Raw genomic sequence first — 18,972 nt, 5'->3', positions numbered from 1 at the left:
ATTGAGGGACTTGAAGTCCCTCAATGCGACATTCACGGACTTGCGGGGCCGACCAGCGCGACGCCGTCCGGGTCCAGTTCCAGTCGCACGGAGTCGCCCGCCCGCAGGTCCGAGGCCGCCGGGGCGACCGCGTCCACAGTGGACTCCGCCAGCTTGACCACGAGCCGGACGTGCTCGCGGCGGTGGACCGCCGCCACCACTTCCCCACTCGCTCCGGAGTCCGCCACCCGCAGCGCGTGCGGGCGCAGGCCGAGCCGCACCGGGCCGTCGTCGGCGTCCGGGAGCGCGACGTCACCCAGCGCCGTGTGCACCACTCCGCCCGCCACGACGCCGTCCACGAACGTCGTCACGCCGAGGAAGCGGGCCACGTCGTCGTCCGCCGGGTTGCGCCACACGCGCCGGACCGCACCCTCCTGGCGGACCTCGCCAGCGTCGAGCACCGCGACCCGGTCGGCCAGCGTGAACGCCTCCTCCTGGTCGTGCGTCACCAGCAGTGCCGTGATCTTGCTGCGCCGCAACAGGTCCGCCAGGTCGATCGCCAGCTGCTCGCGCAACCCGGCGTCCAAACCGGACAGTGGCTCGTCGAGCAGCAGCAGCCGCGGCTTCGGCGCCAGCGCACGGGCCAGCGCCACCCGCTGGGCCTGGCCGCCCGACAACTCCGTCACCCGGCGCTTTTCGAAGCCGGTGAGACCCACCAGCGCCAGCAGCTCGGCGACCCGGGGTGCCCAAGAAGACCGCGGCACGCCGTGCATGCGCAGGCCGAACGCGATGTTCGCGGCGACGTCGCGGTGGCCGAACAGCTGGCCGTCCTGGAACACCAGCCCGAACCCGCGCCGGTGCACCGGCACCGCACCGAGGTCGTCGCCGTCCCAGCTCACCGACCCGCGCGCCGACGGCTCGAGGCCGGTGATCGCGCGCAGCAGCGTCGACTTCCCCGACCCCGACGGGCCGAGCAGCGCCAGCACCTCGCCGTCGGCGATGTCCAGGCGGACGTCGCGCACCGCCGCGAACGATCCGTAGTGGACGGTCAGGTCCCGCACCGACAACGCCATCAGAACTCCCCCACCCGGCCGCGTCCGAGCCGGTCGATCAGCGCGACCGCCAGCACCGTCACGAGCATCAGCAGCGCGCACGCGGCGTACGCCATCTGGTTGTTCAGCTCCCCCGGGCGCCCCATCAGCGTCGCGACCGCCACCGGCAGCGTGGGCGCCGTCGGCCGGGCGAGGAAGCTCGTCGCGCCGAACTCGCCGAGCGCCACGACGAACCCGAACCCGGCGGCCGCCACCAGCGGCCGCAGCGTCAGCGGCAGGTCGATCTCCCGCCACACCCGCAGCGGGCTCGCGCCGAGCGTCGACGCGGCCTGCCGCAGCCGGACGTCGACCGAGCGCAGCACCGGCAGCACCATCCGGACGATGAGCGGGATGATCACCAGCGCCTGGGCCAGCGGCACCAGGTACGGCGACGTCCGGAGGTCGCCGGGCAGCGCGTCGAGCGTCACCAGGTAGCCGAACCCGACGGTCACCGCGGACACCCCGAGCGGCAGCATCAGCACGGCGTCCATCGTCTCGCCGAGCCCGCGCGCGGACTTCGCGGGCGAGCGCCGCAGCGCCACCAGCACCACGGACGCGAGCACGCCGACGACCATCGCGAGCAGCGTCGCGTCGACGGCGACCTTCAGCGAGTTGAGCGCGGCGTCCCAGCCCGAGACCTGCAGCGCGCCCCTCTCACCGGTGCCCGTCAACGCTCGATAACCAGCGAAGCTCCAGCCATCCGGAGCGGACACCGATTCGGCGAGCAGCGCGACGATCGGCGTCAGCAGCAAGGCCAGCACGACACCTGCCGCACCGGCAACCCACCACTCGCCGCCGCGGGGACGCCGCGCACTGCCGGACCCGATCCGCGCGCCGTCCTTGCGCCGCCGCGCCAGCCCGCCGAGCACCAGCGCGGCGACCACGGCCGCGAACTGGATCAGCGAGAGTGCCGCCGCACCGGAGAGGTCGAGCAGGTCGACGGTCCGCAGGTAGATCTCGGTCTCCAGGGTCCGGTACCGGGCCCCGCCGAGGATCAGCACGACCCCGAAACTGGTGGCGCAGAACAGGAACACGACGGCCGCGGCGGAAGCGATCGCGGGCGCCAGCGCCGGCAGCGTCACCGAGCGGAACGCCCGCCACGGCGACGCGCCCAGCGCGCGGGCGGCGTCGGTCGTGCGCGAATCCAGCCGCGCCCACAGCCCGGCGACGGTCCGCGCGACGACGGCGACGTTGAAGAACGCGTTGGCCAGCACGATCGGCAGCACGCCGCCGTCCGGCCAGAGCGCCCGGAACGCCAGCCCGACGACGACGGTCGGCAGCACGAACGGCACGAGCACCAGCGTCCGCGCGAGGCCGACGCCGGGCAGCTTCACCCGGGCCAGCAGGAACGCCACCGGCACCCCGGCGACCACCGCCACCAGCGTCGACGCGGCCGCGCTCGCCACCGTGAACCCGGCCAGCTGCCAGGTCCGCGCGTCGCCGAGGACCGTGTCGAGCCCGCCCGCGGCGAACCCGCGGCCGACGATCGCCAGCACCGGCCAGGCGAAGAACACCACCAGGAACCCGATCGGGGCCAGCCCGAGCAGCGCCAGGCCGAGCCCGCGAGCGGTCCGCGGCGGGGTCAGGACCGGCGCTTTTCGAGGGCTCCCGGCCCGGGGCGGGGTCCCGGACGTCACTGCACGAGCGTGCGCCATTCGCCGATCCACTTCTCGCGTCCGGCCTGGACCTGGTCCGCGGGCAGCGTCTGCGGCTTCTGCGGCAGCGGCGCGACCTGGGCCCAGCCGGCGGGCAGGTCGACGCCCTGGCGCGCCGGGTAGACGTACATGTTGGCCGCCACCGTCGCCTGGAACTGCTGCGAGAGCAGGAAGTCGACGACCTTGCGCGCACTCTCGGCCTGCTTGCCGTTCGCCAGCACGCCGGCGTACTCGACCTGCCGGTAGCAGGTGTCGAGCAGCGCCTTGGTGCGCGGCTTGCCGTCGTCGCCCACCTCGGCGGCCGGCGAAGACGCGTACGAGACGACGATCGGCCGCGGCCCCTTGCCGGACGAGCCGGAGAAGTCCTTGGTGTAGGCCTCTTCCCAGCCACTGACCACCTTGAGCCCGTTGGCCTTCAGCTTCGCCCAGTAGTCCTTCCAGCCGGCCTCGCCGTACTTCGCGATGGTGCCGAGGAGGAACGCCAGGCCGGGCGACGCCGTCGCCGGGTCCTCGGCGACCAGCAGGTCCTTGTACTTCGGGTCGGCGAGGTCCTCGTACGACGACGGCGCCGGGATGCCCTTCGCCGTGAAGTAGTTCGTGTCGACGTTGACGCAGACGTCACCGACGTCGACCGCGGAGAGCCGGTGCTCGGGGTCGACGGCGTAGCGCTGCGGCCCGCGGTCGGCCTCGGGGCTGGTGTAGGGCTCGAAGACGCCCTCGGCGAGCGCGCGGGAGGCGAAGGTCGAGTCGACGCCGTACGCGACGTCGCCGATCGGGTTGGCCTTCGTCAGCACCAGCTTGTTGGTCAGCGAACCGGCGTCGCCCTGCTTGAGCACGGAGACCTTGATGCCCGACTGCTTCTGGAAGGCGTCGAGCACCTCCTGCGGCGCCAGGAAGGAGTCGTGCGTCACGAGGGTGACGGTGGGCGTCTGCTGCGGGCCACCGTCACCGTTCGACAGCGAGCACCCCGCGGCGACGGCGCTGACGACGGCGATGGCCGTCGCGGCGCGCACAGCCCTGCTTTTCATCTACCCCTCCTGCACTTCGCCGGACGAGGAGGGTGAAGCCCTCCCTTCGCCGGCATGATCCGGTCAGGTGCGAACGGTCGCGGGTGACCCCGCCTCTCAGCCCGGCTCGACCGGACTCCCGTGGCAACCGTGCAGCGTAGTCCAGGACGCAGGACGATGGAGGCATGACGGAAATCTTGAGCGACTCCGAGGCCGACGCACGACTGGGCACGGGCTGGACGCGTTCCGGAGCGGTGATCTCCCGCGAGGTGGAGCTGGCGAGCTTCCCGCAGGCGATCGAGGTGGTGGACCGCGTCGCGGTGCTGGCCGAGGCCGCCGACCACCACCCGGACATCGACATCCGCTGGCGCACGCTGACGTTCCGGCTTTCGACGCACTCGGCGGGCGGTTTGACGGCGAAGGACTTCGACCTGGCCGGGCAGATCGACTCGGTGCTCGCGGGACTGTGACCCCGGCTACTCACAGTGCACGAAATCACGGTTTGGGCGTCTCTCGGTAAACGACTCACGGAGGAGAGACGAGATGACCCAGGCGATCGTGGTGGGCACGGCGGCATTCGCGACGATGGTGGCGGCGGCCGGGGGCGTGCTCTGGTTCACGGTCCGCTCGCGCCGTCACCCGGACGGCTGAGCCCCGCCGGTGAGTTCGATCACAGCCGCTAACGAAGACCATGATCAGCGCGCTGAGCAGGGCGGAAGCATCGGTTTCGGCCCTAGGAAACGCCATGAACAGCACCACCACCCTCACCCCCGCCCAGCGCGCCTGGATCAACACCCTCGCCCCCGCGGTGGTGCTGATCGCGATCGCGTTGCTGGGTCTCCTCGGCTGAGCCGACCCCATCGACCAGCAGTAGCCGCCGCTCGAGCGCCGTCGCCCTGATCTTCAGCGCGGCGGCGTAGTCGTCGGAGCGGTACCAGCGTTCGGCGGTCTCCCGGTCCGGGAACTCGACGATGATCACTTTCCGCTCGGAGCTTCCTTCGAGCACGGTCGGTGTCGCGCCTCTCGCGAGGTAGCGGCCTCCGTGGGCTTCGATCGAGGCTTGAGCGAGTTCGCGGTAGCGCTGAGCCTGGGCTTCGTCGAGGATTTCGACCTCGGAGATCACATAGGCAGTCACGGCTTCGAGCGTGACAGAGCAGCTCGTGCGGAGCCTGGTGCTCTCGCTACCCGGCCCGCTCGATCCGGTCCGGCGGCGGGAACCCGGCCGGCACCTCGTCGCTCACGGTCCAGTATTCGAGCCCGGACAAGCGTCCGTCATCGGCGAACACGATGAGCCCGCCGTCCGGCGCACCGGCCTCCACGACCACTCGCCCGGCGAGCCGGGCCGCCGGCAGGTCGTCGTCGACGGCGAGGTCGATCGTCGGACACCCGCAGCCGCACCGGCCGGTGACCCGCGCCGTGCCCGCTTGGGCGCGAAGCTCGACCGCGCCCGGGAAGTCGCCGTCGAGCAGGAAGGTCAGCGCCTCCCGCTCGGCCGGCGTCAGCGGACGGCTCACACGTTGAAGCGGAACTCGACCACGTCGCCGTCGGCCATGATGTAGTCCTTGCCCTCCATGCGGACCTTGCCCGCCGCCCGGGCCGCCGCCATCGAGCCGGCCGCCATCAGGTCGTCGAACGAGACGATCTCCGCCTTGATGAAGCCGCGCTCGAAGTCCGTGTGGATCACGCCCGCCGCCTGCGGGGCCGTCGCGCCCTGGGGATCGTCCACGCGCGGGACTCCTTCGGGCCCGCCGTCAGGTACGTCTGCAGGCCGAGCGTGTGAAAACCCGCGCGAGCCAGGGAGTACAGGCCCGGCTCCGGCTGGCCGACCGACTCGAGCAGCTCGCGCACCGACTCCTCGTCGTCCAGCTCCAGCAGCTCCGCCTCGACCTTCGCGTCGAGGAACACCGCGTCCGCCGGGGCGACCAGCTTGGTCAGCTCCTCGCGGCGGGCTTCGTCGGTGAGCACCGACTCGTCGGCGTTGAAGACGTAGAGGAACGGCTTCGTGGTGAGCAGGCTCAGTTCGCGGAGGGCGTCGAAGTCGACCTCCTTCTGCGCCTGGAAGAGCGTGCGCCCGGCGTCGAGGATCTCCTTCGCCTTCTGCGCGTTGTCCAGCGCGGGCTTGTTCTCCTTCTTCGTCCGCGCTTCCTTCTCCAGCCGCGGCAGCGCCTTGTCCAGCGTCTGCAGGTCGGCGAGGATCAGCTCGGTGTTGATCGTCTCGATGTCGCTCGACGGGTCGATCCGGCCGTCGACGTGCACCACGTCAGGGTCGTCGAACACGCGGATGACCTGGCAGATCGCGTTGGCCTCACGGATGTTCGCGAGGAACTTGTTGCCCAGCCCGGCACCCTCGGACGCGCCCTTCACGATGCCCGCGATGTCCACAAAGGACACCACAGCCGGCACGATCTTCTCCGACTTGTGCAGCTCGGCCAGCTTCTCCAGCCGCGGGTCCGGCAGCGGCACGACGCCGACGTTCGGCTCGATCGTCGCGAACGGGTAGTTCGCGGCGAGCACGTCGTTGCGGGTCAGCGCGTTGAACAGGGTGGACTTGCCGACGTTGGGCAGGCCGACGATACCGAGGGTGAGGCTCACGACCCCGCAGTCTACGTGTCTCGCCCGACCGCGGCCCACGCGCCCAACGCCGCGTCGGATTTCCGCCAGCGACGGCGCTGACCTGCTGGCATGCTCGGATCCATGGTCACCGAAACGCTCGCACTCTGGCGGGACGCCGAGCGCTGCTACCGCGTGGTCACCGCCCGCGACTCGCGCTTCGACGGCCAGTTCATCATGGCCGTGCGCACCACCGGCATCTACTGCCGTCCGTCGTGCCCGGCGTCGACGCCGAAGGTGAAGAACGTCCGCTTCTTCCCGACGTCGGCGGCCGCGCAGGCCAACGGCTTCCGCGCCTGCCGCCGCTGCCTGCCCGACGCCGTGCCGGGCTCGCCGGACTGGAACGTGCGCGCCGACCTCGCCGCGCGGGCGATGCGCCTGATCTCCGACGGGACCGTGGAGCGCGAAGGCGTCCCGGGTCTCGCGCGGCGGCTCGGCTACTCGGAACGCCAGCTCGGCCGGGTGCTGACCGCCGAGCTGGGCGCGGGGCCGCTCGCGCTGGCCCGGGCGCACCGCGCGCACTCGGCCCGGCTGCTGATCGAGATGTCGGGACTGCCGCTGACGGACGTCGCGTTCGCGGCGGGCTTCTCCAGCGTCCGGCAGTTCAACGAGACGATCCGCGAGGTGTTCGCGACGACGCCGTCGCAGCTTCGCGCCTTCGCCGCTTCGCGACGTGGACGTCACGGCGACGGGGGCGGAACGCGCCTCAGCCTGCGATTGCCGTTCAGGCCGCCTTTCGACGCTGCCGGGTTGCTTCGCTTCTTCGCCGCCCACGCGGTTCCGGGCGTCGAAGAGGTGACTTCGGTCTCCTACGCACGGACGTTGCGGCTCGCGCACGGCACCGGCGTCGTCCGGCTGACGCCGGAGCCGGACCACGTGCGCTGCGAGCTGCTGCTGGCCGACCTGCGCGACCTCGGCAGCGCGGTCAGCCGGGTGCGCCGGCTGCTCGACCTCGACGCCGACCCGGCGGCGGTCACCCGGGTCCTCGGTGCAGATCCCGCGCTGGCACCGGTGGTCGAGGCCGTGCCGGGGATCCGGGTCCCGGGCACCGTCGACGGCGAAGAACTGGTGCTCCGGGCTCTTCTGGACGACCGGGTCCCGGCCTCGCTCGGCGAGGAGATCCCGGGCGAGTGGGGCGTGACGCGCCTGTTCCCGACCGCGGCGCAGGTCGCGGCGGTGCTGCCGGACCACGCGGGAATCGACGCGCTGGCCGACGGCCGCCTGGACGTGCACGTCGGCCGCGACGCGGCGGACCTGCGGGAGGAGTTGCTGGCGTGCCCGGGCATCGACCCGTCGACGGCGGACTACGTGCTGATGCGCGTCCTCGGCGCCCCGGACGTCTTGCTGGCGGAGGACGCCGCGATCTGGCGAGGCGCCGAGGCGCTGGGCGTGGCGCCGGACTCGCTGGCCGAGCGCGCGCGGGCGTGGACGCCGTGGTGCTCGTACGCGGGCAGGTATCTCCGCCAGGCGGCGGCCGGACTCAGCTGACGGTGCTTTGCCGGCCGGAGCGTCCCCGCCCGCGCGCCGGTGTCAGCCCTGCTCGCCGTGCCACAGCAGCGCCTGCGCGACGATCACCTGGGCGCCGTCGAACGTCGCGGCCGGCGAGCCGTGCAGGCGGTAGCCGAGGTCGAGCGCCTCGCTGACCCGGTGGCAGAACTTCGCGTCGTCCGGGCCGGTGAGCAGGCGGTAGCGGGGCAGGCCGTTCGGCGGCTGGTCCGTCATGGCTTCATCTTGGCCGAATCCTCAACCGGCGCGCACCTCCACCGTCGAGCCCGTGCGGGACTTCCGGACCCGCAGCCGCGTCGGGATGCGCTGCCGCAGCTCCTCGACGTGGGACACCAGGCCGACCACCCGGCCGCCCGCACGGAGCTCGTCGAGGATGTTCATCACCACGTCGAGGGTTTCGGCGTCCAGTGTGCCGAACCCCTCGTCGACGAACAGCGTGTCCAGCAGCGCGCCGCCGGTCTCGCCGGCGACGACGTCGGCCAGCCCCAGCGCCAGGGCCAGCGACGCGAGGAACGACTCGCCGCCGGACAGGGTCTTCGCCGGGCGGATGGTGCCCGAGTAGTCGTCCAGCACGTCGATGCCGAGCCCACCGCGGGTGCCGCGCGCCCCGGCCGCGTCCGAGTGCACGAACGAGTACCGCCCCTGGCTCATCGTGCGCAGCCGGTGGGTGGCCGCGACCGCCACCTCTTCGAGCCGCGCCGCCAGCACGTACGAGCGCAGCGACATCTTCCGGCTGTTCTGCCCACGGCCGTTGACGACGTCCGCGAGCGCGCGCAGCTCGGCGTACGCCGCTTCGGCCGGGGCGAGGCCGGCGAGGGCTTTGCGCAGCAGGCCGGCCAGCCGCGTCAGCTCCTCGTGCTGAGCGGTCGCCACCCGCAGCGCCGCGAATGCCGAGTCGGCGCGCGCCCGCGCCAGCTGGGCCGCGTCGGTCGCGCGGCCGACGTCCGCGACGTCGTCCGGCGAGATCCCGAAGAGGTCCGGCTCGGACAGCAGCGCCCGTGCTCCCGCCGCGGCGGCCTCGGCCTCGGCGATGCCCTGCTCCAGCTTCTCGATCTGCTCGTCCGGCAGCATCGCGGCGCGAGCCTTCTTCAGCGACGTGAACCCCTTCGCCTTGACCGCCGCCTCGACCAGCGCCCGCTGCTGGGCGACGCGCTCGCGGGCGCCCGCGACGGCCGTCCGGGCCTCGGCGACCCCTTCGAGAGCCTCGGCCAGCCCGACCAGGTGCTCCCGCCGGGCACCGACGTCCGCGAAGTCGCCGCGCCCGGCGACGAGCCGGCGTTCGCGCTCGGCCAGCCGTTCTTCCAGGGCCCGGACGTCGGTCGTGGCCTCGGTCGCCGCCTGTTCGGCCCGGCGGCGGCGTTCGGTCCGCAGCTCGAGGTCGCGTTCCAGCAGCACGACCTGCTGGCCCAGCTTCGCCTTCCCGGCCGCCAGCTGCGTCAGGGAAGTGACCGCCGTGCGGGCCTCGGCCAGCTCCGCCGTGATCGACTCGGCCGTGCGCTCGCCCAGCCGTTCCAGCAAGCCCGCCAGCCGCGCTTTCGCCTCTTCCAGCGCGACGACGACCCGTTGCCGCACCGCGTCGGCGGCCTGCTCGGCCTCCTCGGCCGCACGTTCCTCGGCGGGGTCGACGAGTGCGACGTCCCGGTTCGCCGGTGCCGGGTGCTCGGCCGACCCGCAGACCGGGCAGGGCGCGCCGTCCGGCATCGCGGCGGCCAGCTCGGCCGCCATGCCGTCGAGCCGCCGCTCGCGCAGGTCGAGCCGGTGCTGCCGGGCCGCCTGGTGCGTGTCGACGACTTCGCGCAGCTTCGCCTCGCCCCGCTCGACCTTCGCGCGGGCCTCGGGCAGCTCGGCCGCGTCGCGCGCGAAGGCCCTCAGCTCGTCCACCCGGGCGCGCGCGCCGTCGAGCTTCGCCTCGGCTTCGGCCGCCTCGAGCGCGTCCGCCCGCAGCTTGGCCAGCTGGCCGGGGATGGCGGCCAGCTCGGCGGTCAGCTCTTCGACCTGCTGCCCGGCCGTGACGGCGGCCAGCTTCCGGTCGTCCCGCCGCATGACGTCGAGCTGCTGCTGCTCGGCCTCGGCGACGAGCTCCGCGACCGCGCCGGCTTCTTCCCGCGCGGTGGCCGCCCGCGCCTTGAGGTCGCCGGTGGCCCGGGTGCCGAACTCCCGCAGCTGGGCGCCGCGTGCCTTCTCCGCCTGCTCGGCTTCGGCCAGCTCGGCCGCGCGCCGGTCGAGCAGGTCGGCCTCCACGGCGACCCCGGCGGCCCGGCGCGCGGCCGCGACCTCCTGGGCCCACTCGGCGCGTTGTGGCGCCTGCTCGGTGATCTCGAGGAGCCGCAGGTGCGCGGTGCGGACCCGGCGGATCTTCTCCGCACCGGCGCGCTCTTCCTGGAGGTAGACGTCCGCGCGCCGGGCCGCCGAGCGCGCGCGTTCCTCCTCCGCCGTGACCTGCCCGGCGCGTTCGGCGGAGGCCGCCAGCACGGTGGCGACCCACTCGCCGACATCGGTCTCGGGCGGGTCCTGCTGGGCCTCCTGCGCGTAGCGGGCCAGCAGTTCGCGCACTTTTCCTTGCTGCTGCTCGAGTTCCCGGCCCCGCTCGGCCCGCAGGTCGGCGAACCAGCGTTCGACGTCGGCGAAGCGCTCGGTGCCGAAGAGCCGCTCCAGCAGCTTCTCGCGCTCGGCGGTGTCCGAGCGCAGGAACCGGGCGAACTCGCCCTGCGGCAGCAGGACCACCTGGAAGAACTGGGCCGCGGTCATCCCGAGCAGCCGCTCGACGGTGCGCGCGACCTCCTCGATCCGGATCAGGCCCTCCGGCGGGAGCCCGGCCGGCGCGGTGCCGGCCCAGCTCAGCGACACCCGCGCCTGCTGGGTGGTCGTGCCTTCGCCGCGCCGCTTCGGCCGCTGGTACTCCGGGTTGCGGACGATCTTCAGCCGGTGGCCCTGCACGGTGAGCTCCAGCGCGACCTCGGTGACCTGGTCGGGCTCGGCCAGGTCGCAGCGCAGCCGCTTGGCTTCGTTGCGCGCACCGGGAACCACGCCGAACAGCGCGAACGCGATCGCGTCGAGCAACGTGGTCTTGCCCGCGCCGGTTTCGCCGTGCAGGAGGAAGAGACCGTCGGCGCCGAGCACGTCGAAGTCGACCACTTCGCGTGCGCAGTACGGCCCGAAGGCTTCGACCTCCAGCCTGTGCAGCCTCATTTCGCGAGGGCCTCCCGGTCGGCCGCTTCCAGGGCCTTGAACAGGAGCCGCTCTTCGCTCTCGGTCGGCGCGGCACCGCGGCAGTCGTCGAGGAAGCTGCGCGAGATATCGATGTCCGACCGGCCGCGCACGGCGTCGGAGTACCGCAGCGGGGCGCCGCTGTACCCGCCTTCGGGTTCCCACTCCAGGTGCACCGCGTGGGGAAAGCGCCCGCGCAGCCGCCGCATCGCGTCCACCGGGCGGACCGGGTCGGTGACCGTGACCGAGAGGAAGTGGTCCAGGAGCTCGTCGTGCGCCGGGTCCGCGAGCAGGTCTTCGAGCTGCCCGCGGAGGGTGGCCAGCGCGCGCGGCACCGGCAGTTCGTGCCGGCGGACTTCGGCGAGCCCGCTCGCGTCCAGGTCGACCAGCCAGACCGATTTGCGTTGCCGTGCCTCGGAAAACGAGTACGCCAGCGGGCTGCCGGAGTACCGCAGGTGCTCGGCGAGCGTCTGCGGTCCGTGGAGGTGGCCGAGCGCGACGTAGTCGACGCCGTCGAAGACCGAGCCGGGCACCTGCTCGACGCCGCCGACCGCGATCGTGCGCTCGGACTCGGTCGGTTCGCCGCCGGTGACGAACGCGTGCGCGAGCACGACCGACCGGGCGCCCGGCCGGGTTCCGAGGTCCGCGCGGATCCGCCGCATGGCCTCGGTGAGCACGCCGGTGTGGCCGCGCGCGTCCGGCACGCCCAGCGCGTGGCGCGCCGGTTCCGGCTCCAGGTAAGGGATTCCGTAGACGGCGACCGGGCCGTGGCGATCGTCCAGGAGCACCGGCTCGGCCAGGCCGCCGACGGTGGTGCGCAGGTGCAGCCCGCCCGCCGCGGCGAACTCCGCGAAGGCGCCGAGCCGCGGCGCGGAGTCGTGGTTCCCGGGGGTGACGACCAGTCGCGCGCCGGCGGCGCGGATCCGCGCGACCGCCGCGGTCGCCACCCGGACGGCCTCGGCCGACGGCACCGCGCGGTCGTAGATGTCGCCTGCCACCAGGACGGCGTCGACCTCCTCGCCGGCCACGAGGTCGGCGAGGTGCCCGAGCACCGCTTCCTGTTCCGCGAGCAGATCGGCGCCGTGGAACGTGCGCCCGACGTGCCAGTCGGAGGTGTGCAGGAATCTCACGGGGGCCAAGGTACGACCCGGCCCCGACGAAACCGCGGAGACTCGCCGCCTCCTCACTCGAACGTGTGTACTAACACGAGCGTGCCGGTTCGGACACGCCCTGCGTGGATCCGGTTTGTTCGCAGGTCAGCTACCCAGAGCGACGGATCGGCGCGGTTTTTGTCGGTGCTGTCCGCCATGATGTCTGCGCGGTCCGAACCAGGCGGCCCGGAGGGAGGAGGCGGAAGTGGCGACGGTGCTGACCACCGCGGCGATCGTGCTCGCGGTTCTGCTGCTGTTCGCCGTCGCGGTGCTGTGGCGGCTCTACAACGACGGGATGCGCCGGGCGGACGCGGCGGCCCGGCTGGTGGCGGCCGAGCGGGCGAAGTCGGACCAGCAGCAGCTGGCGCTGCGCCGCTACGAGGTCGCGTTCGCCTCGATCAGCGGGCGTGGCGAACTGGGCGAGCAGGTGCTGGTGGAGACGGCGCGGGCGCTCGGGCTGCGCGAGAACCTGCACTTCACCCTGCAGACGGACGTGGGGGGCGGCGGCTCGGCGAAACCGGACATGGTGCTGCGGGTGGGCGGCGACCGCACGGTGCCGGTGGACGCGAAGGCGAGCATGGCGATCTGGGCGGAGGCGGTGGAGACCAACGACCCGGACGAGCGGATCGACGCGCTGCGCGCGCACGTCCGGCAGGTCCGCTCCCGGGCGGCCGAGCTGGCCGGCAAGGGCTACCAGCGCTGGGCCGACGCGATCTACGGAACGATCATGTTCGTCCCGTCCGACGCCGCCGTGGTCGCGGCGCTGGACACCGACCCGGAGCTGCTGCGCTGGCTCATCGACCGGCGGGTGTTCCTGTGCGGGCCGACCGGGTTCGGGGTGCTGGCCTCGGCGGCGTTGTTCGCGGCGAGCGACCGGACGCTGGAGGCCGACGTCGAGCAGGTGCGCACCGGGGCGGCGGCCGCGCACCGGGCGGCGGGCGGTGCGGTGGAGGCGCTCAACCTGTCGAGCACGCACCTCCAACGGTTCCTGTCGGCGCGACGGCGGGAGCTGGAGGCGCTGGAGACGTTCCGGGCGACCGTGGCACCGCTGACGGACGCGGCGGGCAGTCCGGCGGCGGTTCCCCAGGTGCGGAAGGGGGACGAACTGGCGGCCAGCTGAGCGGAGCGGCTCGGGCGGCCGGCCGTTGCCCGGCGAGCCCACGGCGGCGACGGCGCGTCGGGATCTACGCGCCGGCCGCGCGTGAGCACGGCAGCGTGCGGACGAAGTCCGCGGTCGGAAAGCACCGAACCGACCGTCCGCCGGGTTCGTTCGGTCCTTCGCCGGAGGTGGCCGCCTGCCGGTGAGCAGAAAGCCGGCCTGGTCACCATCGCCGACCCGGCCCATGGCCGAGGCGACCGCCGGATCCGCCCCTTCGGCCGACCGGCCCGCGGACCTGCGGGACAACCTCACGCAAGCCTCCCACCTGCGACGACGCGCGTACCCTTGCCACGGAAAGGAGACAAACCCGGCAGCGCTTTCCCAGGTTCGGACCACACCACAGCAGCACCCGGCGGGACCCCTCGGTCACGCCGCCGGGTGGCGGTCCACCCACGTCGGCGGCGGTGCTGGCAAGATCTTCACAACCACGAGATACGGTGTTGTGTTGTGACCGCGATTCGCGATCGCCAGAGCGATCCAGATGCCGACGACGTCCCCGTGCCGTGGGACGAGCGTCCTGTCGTCGGTTCGAGGCGCGGGCTGCCGTGGTGGGCGGCGGTCCTGGTCGGCTTCGGCCTGGCGGTCGTAGGCGCCCTCATCGGCAAGCCGAGCCAGAGCACCATCCCGGTGATCTTCACCGTCCTCTACATCGCCGGGGCCGTGATCGCGGTCTGCGCGGTCCGGCGCCGCGGGCTGTTCGGGCCGATGGTCATGCCGCCGCTGGTGCTGGCCGTGACCGTGCCCGGCGTGATCCTGCTGACCTCGGGTTCCGAGGGCGACGACATGCTCTCGAAGGTGCTGAGCATCGGCACCCCGCTGATCAACGGCTTCCCGATCATGGCGATCACCACCGGCATCACGCTGCTGATCGGGTTCGTCCGGATCTTCCGCGAACGCGACCCGGACGCTCCGAAGAAGGGCAAGGCCGACCGCCGCCGAGCGGACGAGGACGACGAGAAGCCGTCGACGCGTGCTGCGGCGACGTCGGCCGGCGGCCGTCCGCGGCCGCCCGGGTCGAACCGCACCGGCCAGACGCCGCTGCCCCAGGGCGCCCGGCGCGGCCGAGACGGCGAACCGCCGCGGCGGCCGAGGCCGCCCGCGGACGGCGAACGCCGTGCCCCGCGCGCCGGCGCCCCGGCCGAACGCGACCGCGGCGCACGCAAGCCACCGCCGGCAGGCCGCCGCACACCGCCCCCGGCGGAGAGCGACCCCCGCCGCCGCAGCGGCGGCGACGCCCCCCGGCGACGCCCACGCCCGCCCGCGGAAGACGGCCGCGACACGCCTCCACCCCGCCGCCCGTCCGGGGGGCGAGGCGCCCCGCCGCGCCGGAACCGTCCTTGGGACGACGAAGAGCGCTGACGACCACCGCAAAGGCGGTCACCTTCCGCGGAAGGTGACCGCCTTTTCGCGGTGCCAGCGCCTGTGATCGCCGCCGGAACTCGCGTGATCAGAGGCGGAACTCGCGTGACGGCGGACGGAACCCGCGTGCTCAAAGCCCGCACTCGCGTGACCGCGGACGGGACTCGCGTGCTTTTGAGCAGGACGGCGACAACGGTGGCGGCCAGCGCGCGGGATCCAGGCCGACGGGCAACTCGCCCGCGGCCCGGCCCTCGTCGAGGACTTCGGCCAGCCGGGCCCGTAGCCCGAACTCGCGTGACTGCGAACGGAACTCGCGTGCTCAAAACCCGCACTCGCGTGACCGCGAGCGAGACTCGCGTGCTCGAAGACCGAACTCGGCCCGCGCAGTCCCGCAACGCAGTTCGGCGGCGGGCCGCACTCGCGACCCGCCGCCGAACCGACCTGAAACTCAGACCTTCCGCAGCTCCTTCGGCGGCGCGAAGGTGATCTTCTCGTTGGCCGTGGTCACTTCGTCGACGTCGCCGTAACCCCGCTCGGCCAGCCAGGTGAGCAGCTCCATCACCAGCTCGTCCGGCACCGACGCCCCGGACGTCACCCCGACCGTCGTCACGCCGTCGAGCCAGGCCTCGTCGACCTCGTGCGCGAAGTCGACCAGGTAGGACGCGCGGGCGCCGGCCTTCAGGGCCACCTCGACCAGGCGCTTCGAGTTGGACGAGTTCGTCGACCCGACCACCAGGACCAGGTCGCACTCGGCCGCCATCGCCTTGACCGCGACCTGGCGGTTCGTCGTCGCGTAGCAGATGTCGTCGCTCGGCGGGTCCGCCAAGCCCGGGAAGCGCTCGCGGAGCTGGTCGACGCGCTCCATCGTCTCGTCGACCGAGAGCGTCGTCTGGGACAGCCAGATCACCTTCGACGGGTCGCGCACCTCGACCTTGTCGACGTCCTCCGCCTTGTCGACCAGCTGGACCTTGTCCGGCGCCTCGCCGGCCGTGCCCTCGACCTCTTCGTGACCCTCGTGGCCGATCAGCAGGATGTCGTAGTCGTCCTTCGCGAAGCGGTTGACCTCCTTGTGCACCTTCGTCACCAGGGGGCAGGTCGCGTCGATCGTGCGCAGGTTCCGGTCCGCGGCCTCCGCGTGCACCATCGGCGAGACGCCGTGGGCGGAGAACACCACCAGCGCGCCCTCGGGCACCTCGGACGTCTCGTCGACGAAGATCGCGCCACGCTCGCGCAGCGTCTCGACCACGTGCCGGTTGTGCACAATTTCCTTGCGGACGTACACCGGGGCGCCGTAGACCTCGAGGGCCTTCTCGACGGCGATCACCGCGCGGTCGACGCCGGCGCAGTAACCACGGGGTTTGGCGAGCAGCACCCGCTTGCCGGAAGCGGTGCCGGTGATCGTCGGGGTACCCGCGGGCTCGATTCCGGGACTCGCTGAACTCATGGCCCCCAGGGTACGGGCAGTCCCGAGACGAACTCGAAGTCCCTTTCGGGTGAGCTTCGTCCCCCTACCGTGCTGTGCCCGGCGTCACGCATTGCGCCCGGACCCACCCGTTCGGTTGGGCAGGATGGCGGATATGCGGCAGGCTAGACGTATGAAGCCATTCCCGCTCCCCCTCCGGGTCGCCGCGGGCCTCGCCGTCAGCACCGCCGAGCGGGTTCGTGAGCTTCCCCGGCAGCTCGCCGGACTCCCGGTGACCGTCGTCAGCCAGGTGCTGCAGGCCTCCATGCGGGTGCAGCAGCACGTCACCGAGCTGGCGATCAAGGGCGACAACGCCCTGTCGAGCCTGCGCCCCGTCGAGGACGCGCCCAGCTGGGCGACCTTCGACGAGGACATCGAGGCCCCCGTCCCGCCCGCGCGGCCGAACCTGACGCCGGTCGCCGACGTGCCCGAGCCGCGCTCGGAGATCAACGGTCACATTCCGTCAGCAGCCGAACTCGAAGCGGAACTGGGCGATCCGTGGGCCGAGGAGGAACGCGCGCTCGCCGAGAACCACGCCGACGGCGAGAACGACAGCGGTGCCGACGACGGCGAGAAGCAGGACGAGGCGCCGCGCACCCCCAAGCCCGGCACGCCGAAGGCCGACAAGTCCAAGACCGACACCCCACGGACCAGCGCCGCCGGGTACGACGGTCCCGCCGGGCTGACCGGCTACGACCAGCTCACCCTCCCGCAGCTGCGGGCCCGCCTGCGCCAGCTCTCGATCCCCCAGCTCGAGACGATCCTCGAGTACGAGCGCGCGCACGCCGACCGCTCGTCCTTCACCGGGATGCTGTCCCGCCGGATCGCCAACGCCCGCAAGGCCGAACAAGCCGAGGAACACGGCACGGAAGGCCAGTGAGCACCGAGTCCGCCCAGGCCCCCGCGAGCACCGCCGAAAACCCGTGGCCGGTCCGCACGGTCGCGCGCAAGATCGGTGACTGGATCCACCGGCTCGGCAGCGTCTGGGTCGAAGGCCAGGTCACGCAGGTCAATTCCCGGCCGAACACGCAGACCGCGTTCCTGACGCTGCGCGACCCGTCGGCGGACGTCTCGATGTCGGTGACCTGCCCGAACTGGCTGATCCGCGAGATGGAGCCGCCGCTGCGCGAAGGCGCCAGCGTGGTCGTGCACGCGAAGCCGTCGTTCTTCTTCGGCCGCGGCACGATCAGCCTGCGCGCCGACCAGATCCGCGCCGTCGGCGTCGGTGAGCTGCTGGCGCGGATCGAGCGCCTGAAGAAGCTGCTGACCGCCGAAGGCCTCTTCTCGGCGCAGCGCAAGCGGCCGATCCCGTTCCTGCCGAAGGGCGTCGGGCTGATCACCGGCCGCGCGTCGGCGGCCGAGCGGGACGTGCTGGTCAACGCCCAAACGCGGTGGCCGCACGTCCGGTTCAAGGTCATCAACACCGCCGTGCAGGGCTCGCAGGCCGTCCCGCAGGTCATGCGCGCGCTGCGCATCCTCGACGCTGACCCCGAGATCGACGTCATCGTCATCGCCCGCGGCGGCGGCAGCGTCGAGGACCTGCTGCCGTTCTCCGACGAGGCGCTCTGCCGCGCGGTGTCGGCGGCGGGCACGCCGGTGGTGAGCGCGATCGGGCACGAGCCGGACACCCCGCTGCTCGACTACGTCGCCGACCTGCGCTGCTCGACTCCGACCGACGCCAGCAAGCGGATCGTGCCGGACCACCGCGAGGAGACCGAGCGGGTCCGGCAGATGCGCGACCGCGGGCGCCGCGCCCTGCACGGCTGGGTCGACACGCAGACGCGCCTGCTGACCCAGCTGCGCAGCCGCCCGTCGCTGGCCGACCCGCTCGGCCCGGTCCAGCGGCGCCAGGACGACGTCGACGTCCACCGCGAACGCGCGCGCCGCGCCATGCTGACGCTGCTCGCCAAGGACCAGGCCGAGCTCGCGAGCGCGCGGGCCCGGCTCACGGCGCTCGGCCCGGCCGCGACGCTGGCGCGCGGCTACGCGGTCGTGCAGTTCCTCGACGCCGAAGGCAACCTCCAGGTACTCCGCTCCGTCTCCGAAGTCGAGGCCGGTGCCCAGCTGCGCGTGCGCGTGGGCGACGGTGCGATCGGCGCGGTGGCGGAAGGAGCACAGGGGTGACGCTGAAGGCGGCGACGTTCCTCCCCCTCACCCTGGACGCGGCCCGGCGACTGGGCGCGCGTCCGCTGCTGGACCAGGCGATGCGCACCGACCGGGCGGCTGCCGAGTGCTGGACGGCGCTGCTCGCCGGCTGTGGCGGCGCCGCCCGCCGCGGCCTGGGGCCGCAGCTGCGGCGGCTGTCCGAGGCGACGTCGACGCAGGTCGGCTCGCGCTGGTGGTTCGCCGAGGGCGCCGGGCACCGCAAGCGGGTGGCGGGCGCACAGGAAAACCTCGAAGAGGCGATCGCGGAGGGTGACGGACAGGAGTTCGCCCTGGCGTTCGTCGGGTACGACCACGCGATGGCCAGCGCGGTAGTGTGCGCGCACAGCCCAAGCCGGAAGGTCGGAGAACGCCCAGCGTGAGTGAAGCAGCCAGCGAGGAACTCGGCTACGAGCAGGCCCGCGACCGCCTCGTCGAGGTCGTCCGCGAGCTGGAAGCCGGCGGCCTGTCCCTGGAGCAGTCGCTCGCGCTGTGGGAGAAGGGCGAGAAGCTCGCGAAGGTCTGTGAGCGCCATCTCGAAGGCGCGCGCGAGCGCATCGAGGCCGCTCTGGCGTCCGTGGAGGACGAAACCGGCGACGGCCAGTGACGTTTGCCATGCCGCGGGCGACTGGACCGACCCGCGG

17 protein-coding genes, 1 pseudogene and 1 riboswitch are annotated in these 18,972 nt (G+C 72.9%); of the genes and pseudogenes, 8 read left to right on the top strand and 10 right to left on the bottom strand.

The annotated features are described in order from the left end of the window. Positions 1 to 32: 32 nt before the first annotated feature. The 3 genes from QRX60_RS19235 to QRX60_RS19225 all read right to left on the bottom strand — a co-directional run bounded on the left by QRX60_RS19235 (position 33) and on the right by QRX60_RS19225 (position 3,753). Positions 33 to 1,052, bottom strand: coding sequence for an ABC transporter ATP-binding protein (locus tag QRX60_RS19235; protein ID WP_286002147.1), 1,020 nt, complete (start codon positions 1,050 to 1,052; stop codon positions 33 to 35). Next, positions 1,052 to 2,608, bottom strand: a complete 1,557-nt coding sequence (locus QRX60_RS19230; protein WP_286003640.1) for an ABC transporter permease — start codon at positions 2,606 to 2,608, stop codon at positions 1,052 to 1,054. Before QRX60_RS19230 ends, QRX60_RS19235 begins: the two co-directional genes overlap by 1 nt. A 95-nt stretch (positions 2,609 to 2,703) precedes the next feature. After that, positions 2,704 to 3,753 carry a thiamine ABC transporter substrate-binding protein gene (locus tag QRX60_RS19225; protein ID WP_286002146.1) on the bottom strand — a complete coding sequence of 350 codons (1,050 nt, stop codon included), beginning with the start codon at positions 3,751 to 3,753 and terminating at the stop codon, positions 2,704 to 2,706. Between the two features lie 23 nt (positions 3,754 to 3,776). Continuing rightward, positions 3,777 to 3,885, bottom strand: a riboswitch (TPP riboswitch). A 32-nt stretch (positions 3,886 to 3,917) separates the two neighbouring features. Between QRX60_RS19225 and QRX60_RS19220 the strand changes: the two genes are divergently transcribed. Further along, positions 3,918 to 4,202 (top strand): 4a-hydroxytetrahydrobiopterin dehydratase, encoded by a 285-nt coding sequence (locus QRX60_RS19220; RefSeq protein WP_286002145.1) that lies wholly within the window; start codon positions 3,918 to 3,920, stop codon positions 4,200 to 4,202. Positions 4,203 to 4,465: 263 nt separating this feature from the next. Here the strand turns inward: QRX60_RS19220 and QRX60_RS19215 are convergent, their stop codons facing one another. From QRX60_RS19215 to ychF, 3 genes and pseudogenes are all read right to left on the bottom strand, one after another. Continuing rightward, a complete protein-coding gene (locus QRX60_RS19215) occupies positions 4,466 to 4,867 on the bottom strand; it encodes a DUF1330 domain-containing protein (RefSeq protein ID WP_286002144.1) in 402 nt (133 codons plus the stop codon). A gap of 46 nt (positions 4,868 to 4,913) precedes the next feature. Further along, positions 4,914 to 5,246, bottom strand: a complete 333-nt coding sequence (locus tag QRX60_RS19210) for a hypothetical protein (RefSeq protein WP_286002143.1) — start codon at positions 5,244 to 5,246, stop codon at positions 4,914 to 4,916. After that, positions 5,243 to 6,324: pseudogene (gene ychF / locus QRX60_RS19205) on the bottom strand (redox-regulated ATPase YchF). Before ychF ends, QRX60_RS19210 begins: the two are co-directional and overlap by 4 nt. A gap of 102 nt (positions 6,325 to 6,426) precedes the next feature. Between ychF and QRX60_RS19200 the strand changes: the two are divergent. After that, positions 6,427 to 7,830 carry a DNA-3-methyladenine glycosylase 2 family protein gene (locus QRX60_RS19200; RefSeq protein ID WP_286002142.1) on the top strand — a complete coding sequence of 468 codons (1,404 nt, stop codon included), beginning with the start codon at positions 6,427 to 6,429 and terminating at the stop codon, positions 7,828 to 7,830. 42 nt (positions 7,831 to 7,872) lie between these two features. On the opposite strand, the gene QRX60_RS19195 is transcribed toward QRX60_RS19200, so the two are convergent. From QRX60_RS19195 to QRX60_RS19185, 3 genes are read right to left on the bottom strand one after another with little or no spacing between them, the layout of a single operon-like run. Next, positions 7,873 to 8,064, bottom strand: a complete 192-nt coding sequence (locus tag QRX60_RS19195) for a DUF1737 domain-containing protein (RefSeq protein ID WP_286002141.1) — start codon at positions 8,062 to 8,064, stop codon at positions 7,873 to 7,875. Positions 8,065 to 8,085: 21 nt separating this feature from the next. Then, on the bottom strand, positions 8,086 to 11,037 hold the full coding sequence (locus QRX60_RS19190) for an AAA family ATPase (RefSeq protein ID WP_286002140.1): 2,952 nt from the start codon (positions 11,035 to 11,037) through the stop codon (positions 8,086 to 8,088). Further along, positions 11,034 to 12,185 (bottom strand): exonuclease SbcCD subunit D, encoded by a 1,152-nt coding sequence (locus tag QRX60_RS19185; RefSeq protein ID WP_286002139.1) that lies wholly within the window; start codon positions 12,183 to 12,185, stop codon positions 11,034 to 11,036. The genes QRX60_RS19190 and QRX60_RS19185 overlap by 4 nt, the downstream gene beginning before the upstream one ends. Positions 12,186 to 12,411: 226 nt before the next feature. Between QRX60_RS19185 and rmuC the strand changes: the two genes are divergently transcribed. Both rmuC and QRX60_RS19175 read left to right on the top strand, forming a co-directional pair. Next, positions 12,412 to 13,326, top strand: coding sequence for a DNA recombination protein RmuC (gene rmuC / locus QRX60_RS19180; RefSeq protein ID WP_286002138.1), 915 nt, complete (start codon positions 12,412 to 12,414; stop codon positions 13,324 to 13,326). A 486-nt stretch (positions 13,327 to 13,812) separates the two neighbouring features. Continuing rightward, positions 13,813 to 14,724, top strand: coding sequence for a DUF6542 domain-containing protein (locus QRX60_RS19175; protein WP_286002137.1), 912 nt, complete (start codon positions 13,813 to 13,815; stop codon positions 14,722 to 14,724). Positions 14,725 to 15,172: 448 nt separating this feature from the next. On the opposite strand, the gene QRX60_RS19170 is transcribed toward QRX60_RS19175, so the two are convergent. Further along, positions 15,173 to 16,168, bottom strand: a complete 996-nt coding sequence (locus QRX60_RS19170; protein ID WP_286002136.1) for a 4-hydroxy-3-methylbut-2-enyl diphosphate reductase — start codon at positions 16,166 to 16,168, stop codon at positions 15,173 to 15,175. 151 nt (positions 16,169 to 16,319) lie between these two features. On the opposite strand from QRX60_RS19170, the gene QRX60_RS19165 reads away from it, so the two are divergent. From QRX60_RS19165 to QRX60_RS19150, 4 genes are read left to right on the top strand one after another with little or no spacing between them, the layout of a single operon-like run. After that, positions 16,320 to 17,066 carry a lipid droplet-associated protein gene (locus QRX60_RS19165; protein ID WP_286002135.1) on the top strand — a complete coding sequence of 249 codons (747 nt, stop codon included), beginning with the start codon at positions 16,320 to 16,322 and terminating at the stop codon, positions 17,064 to 17,066. Beyond that, positions 17,063 to 18,310 (top strand): exodeoxyribonuclease VII large subunit, encoded by a 1,248-nt coding sequence (gene xseA, locus QRX60_RS19160; RefSeq protein WP_286002134.1) that lies wholly within the window; start codon positions 17,063 to 17,065, stop codon positions 18,308 to 18,310. Before QRX60_RS19165 ends, xseA begins: the two co-directional genes overlap by 4 nt. Then, positions 18,307 to 18,711: a hypothetical protein gene (locus QRX60_RS19155; RefSeq protein ID WP_286002133.1), complete on the top strand. Its 405-nt coding sequence runs from the start codon at positions 18,307 to 18,309 to the stop codon at positions 18,709 to 18,711. Before xseA ends, QRX60_RS19155 begins: the two co-directional genes overlap by 4 nt. Then, a complete protein-coding gene (locus QRX60_RS19150; RefSeq protein ID WP_155541053.1) occupies positions 18,708 to 18,935 on the top strand; it encodes an exodeoxyribonuclease VII small subunit in 228 nt (75 codons plus the stop codon). Before QRX60_RS19155 ends, QRX60_RS19150 begins: the two co-directional genes overlap by 4 nt. The last annotated feature ends 37 nt before the right edge of the window (positions 18,936 to 18,972 follow it).

It is taken from the genome of Amycolatopsis mongoliensis (genome assembly GCF_030285665.1).
Classification (GTDB): domain Bacteria; phylum Actinomycetota; class Actinomycetes; order Mycobacteriales; family Pseudonocardiaceae; genus Amycolatopsis; species Amycolatopsis mongoliensis.
The sequence above is the reverse complement of the archived record's forward strand: the minus strand, read 5'-3'. Positions and strand labels throughout refer to the sequence as shown.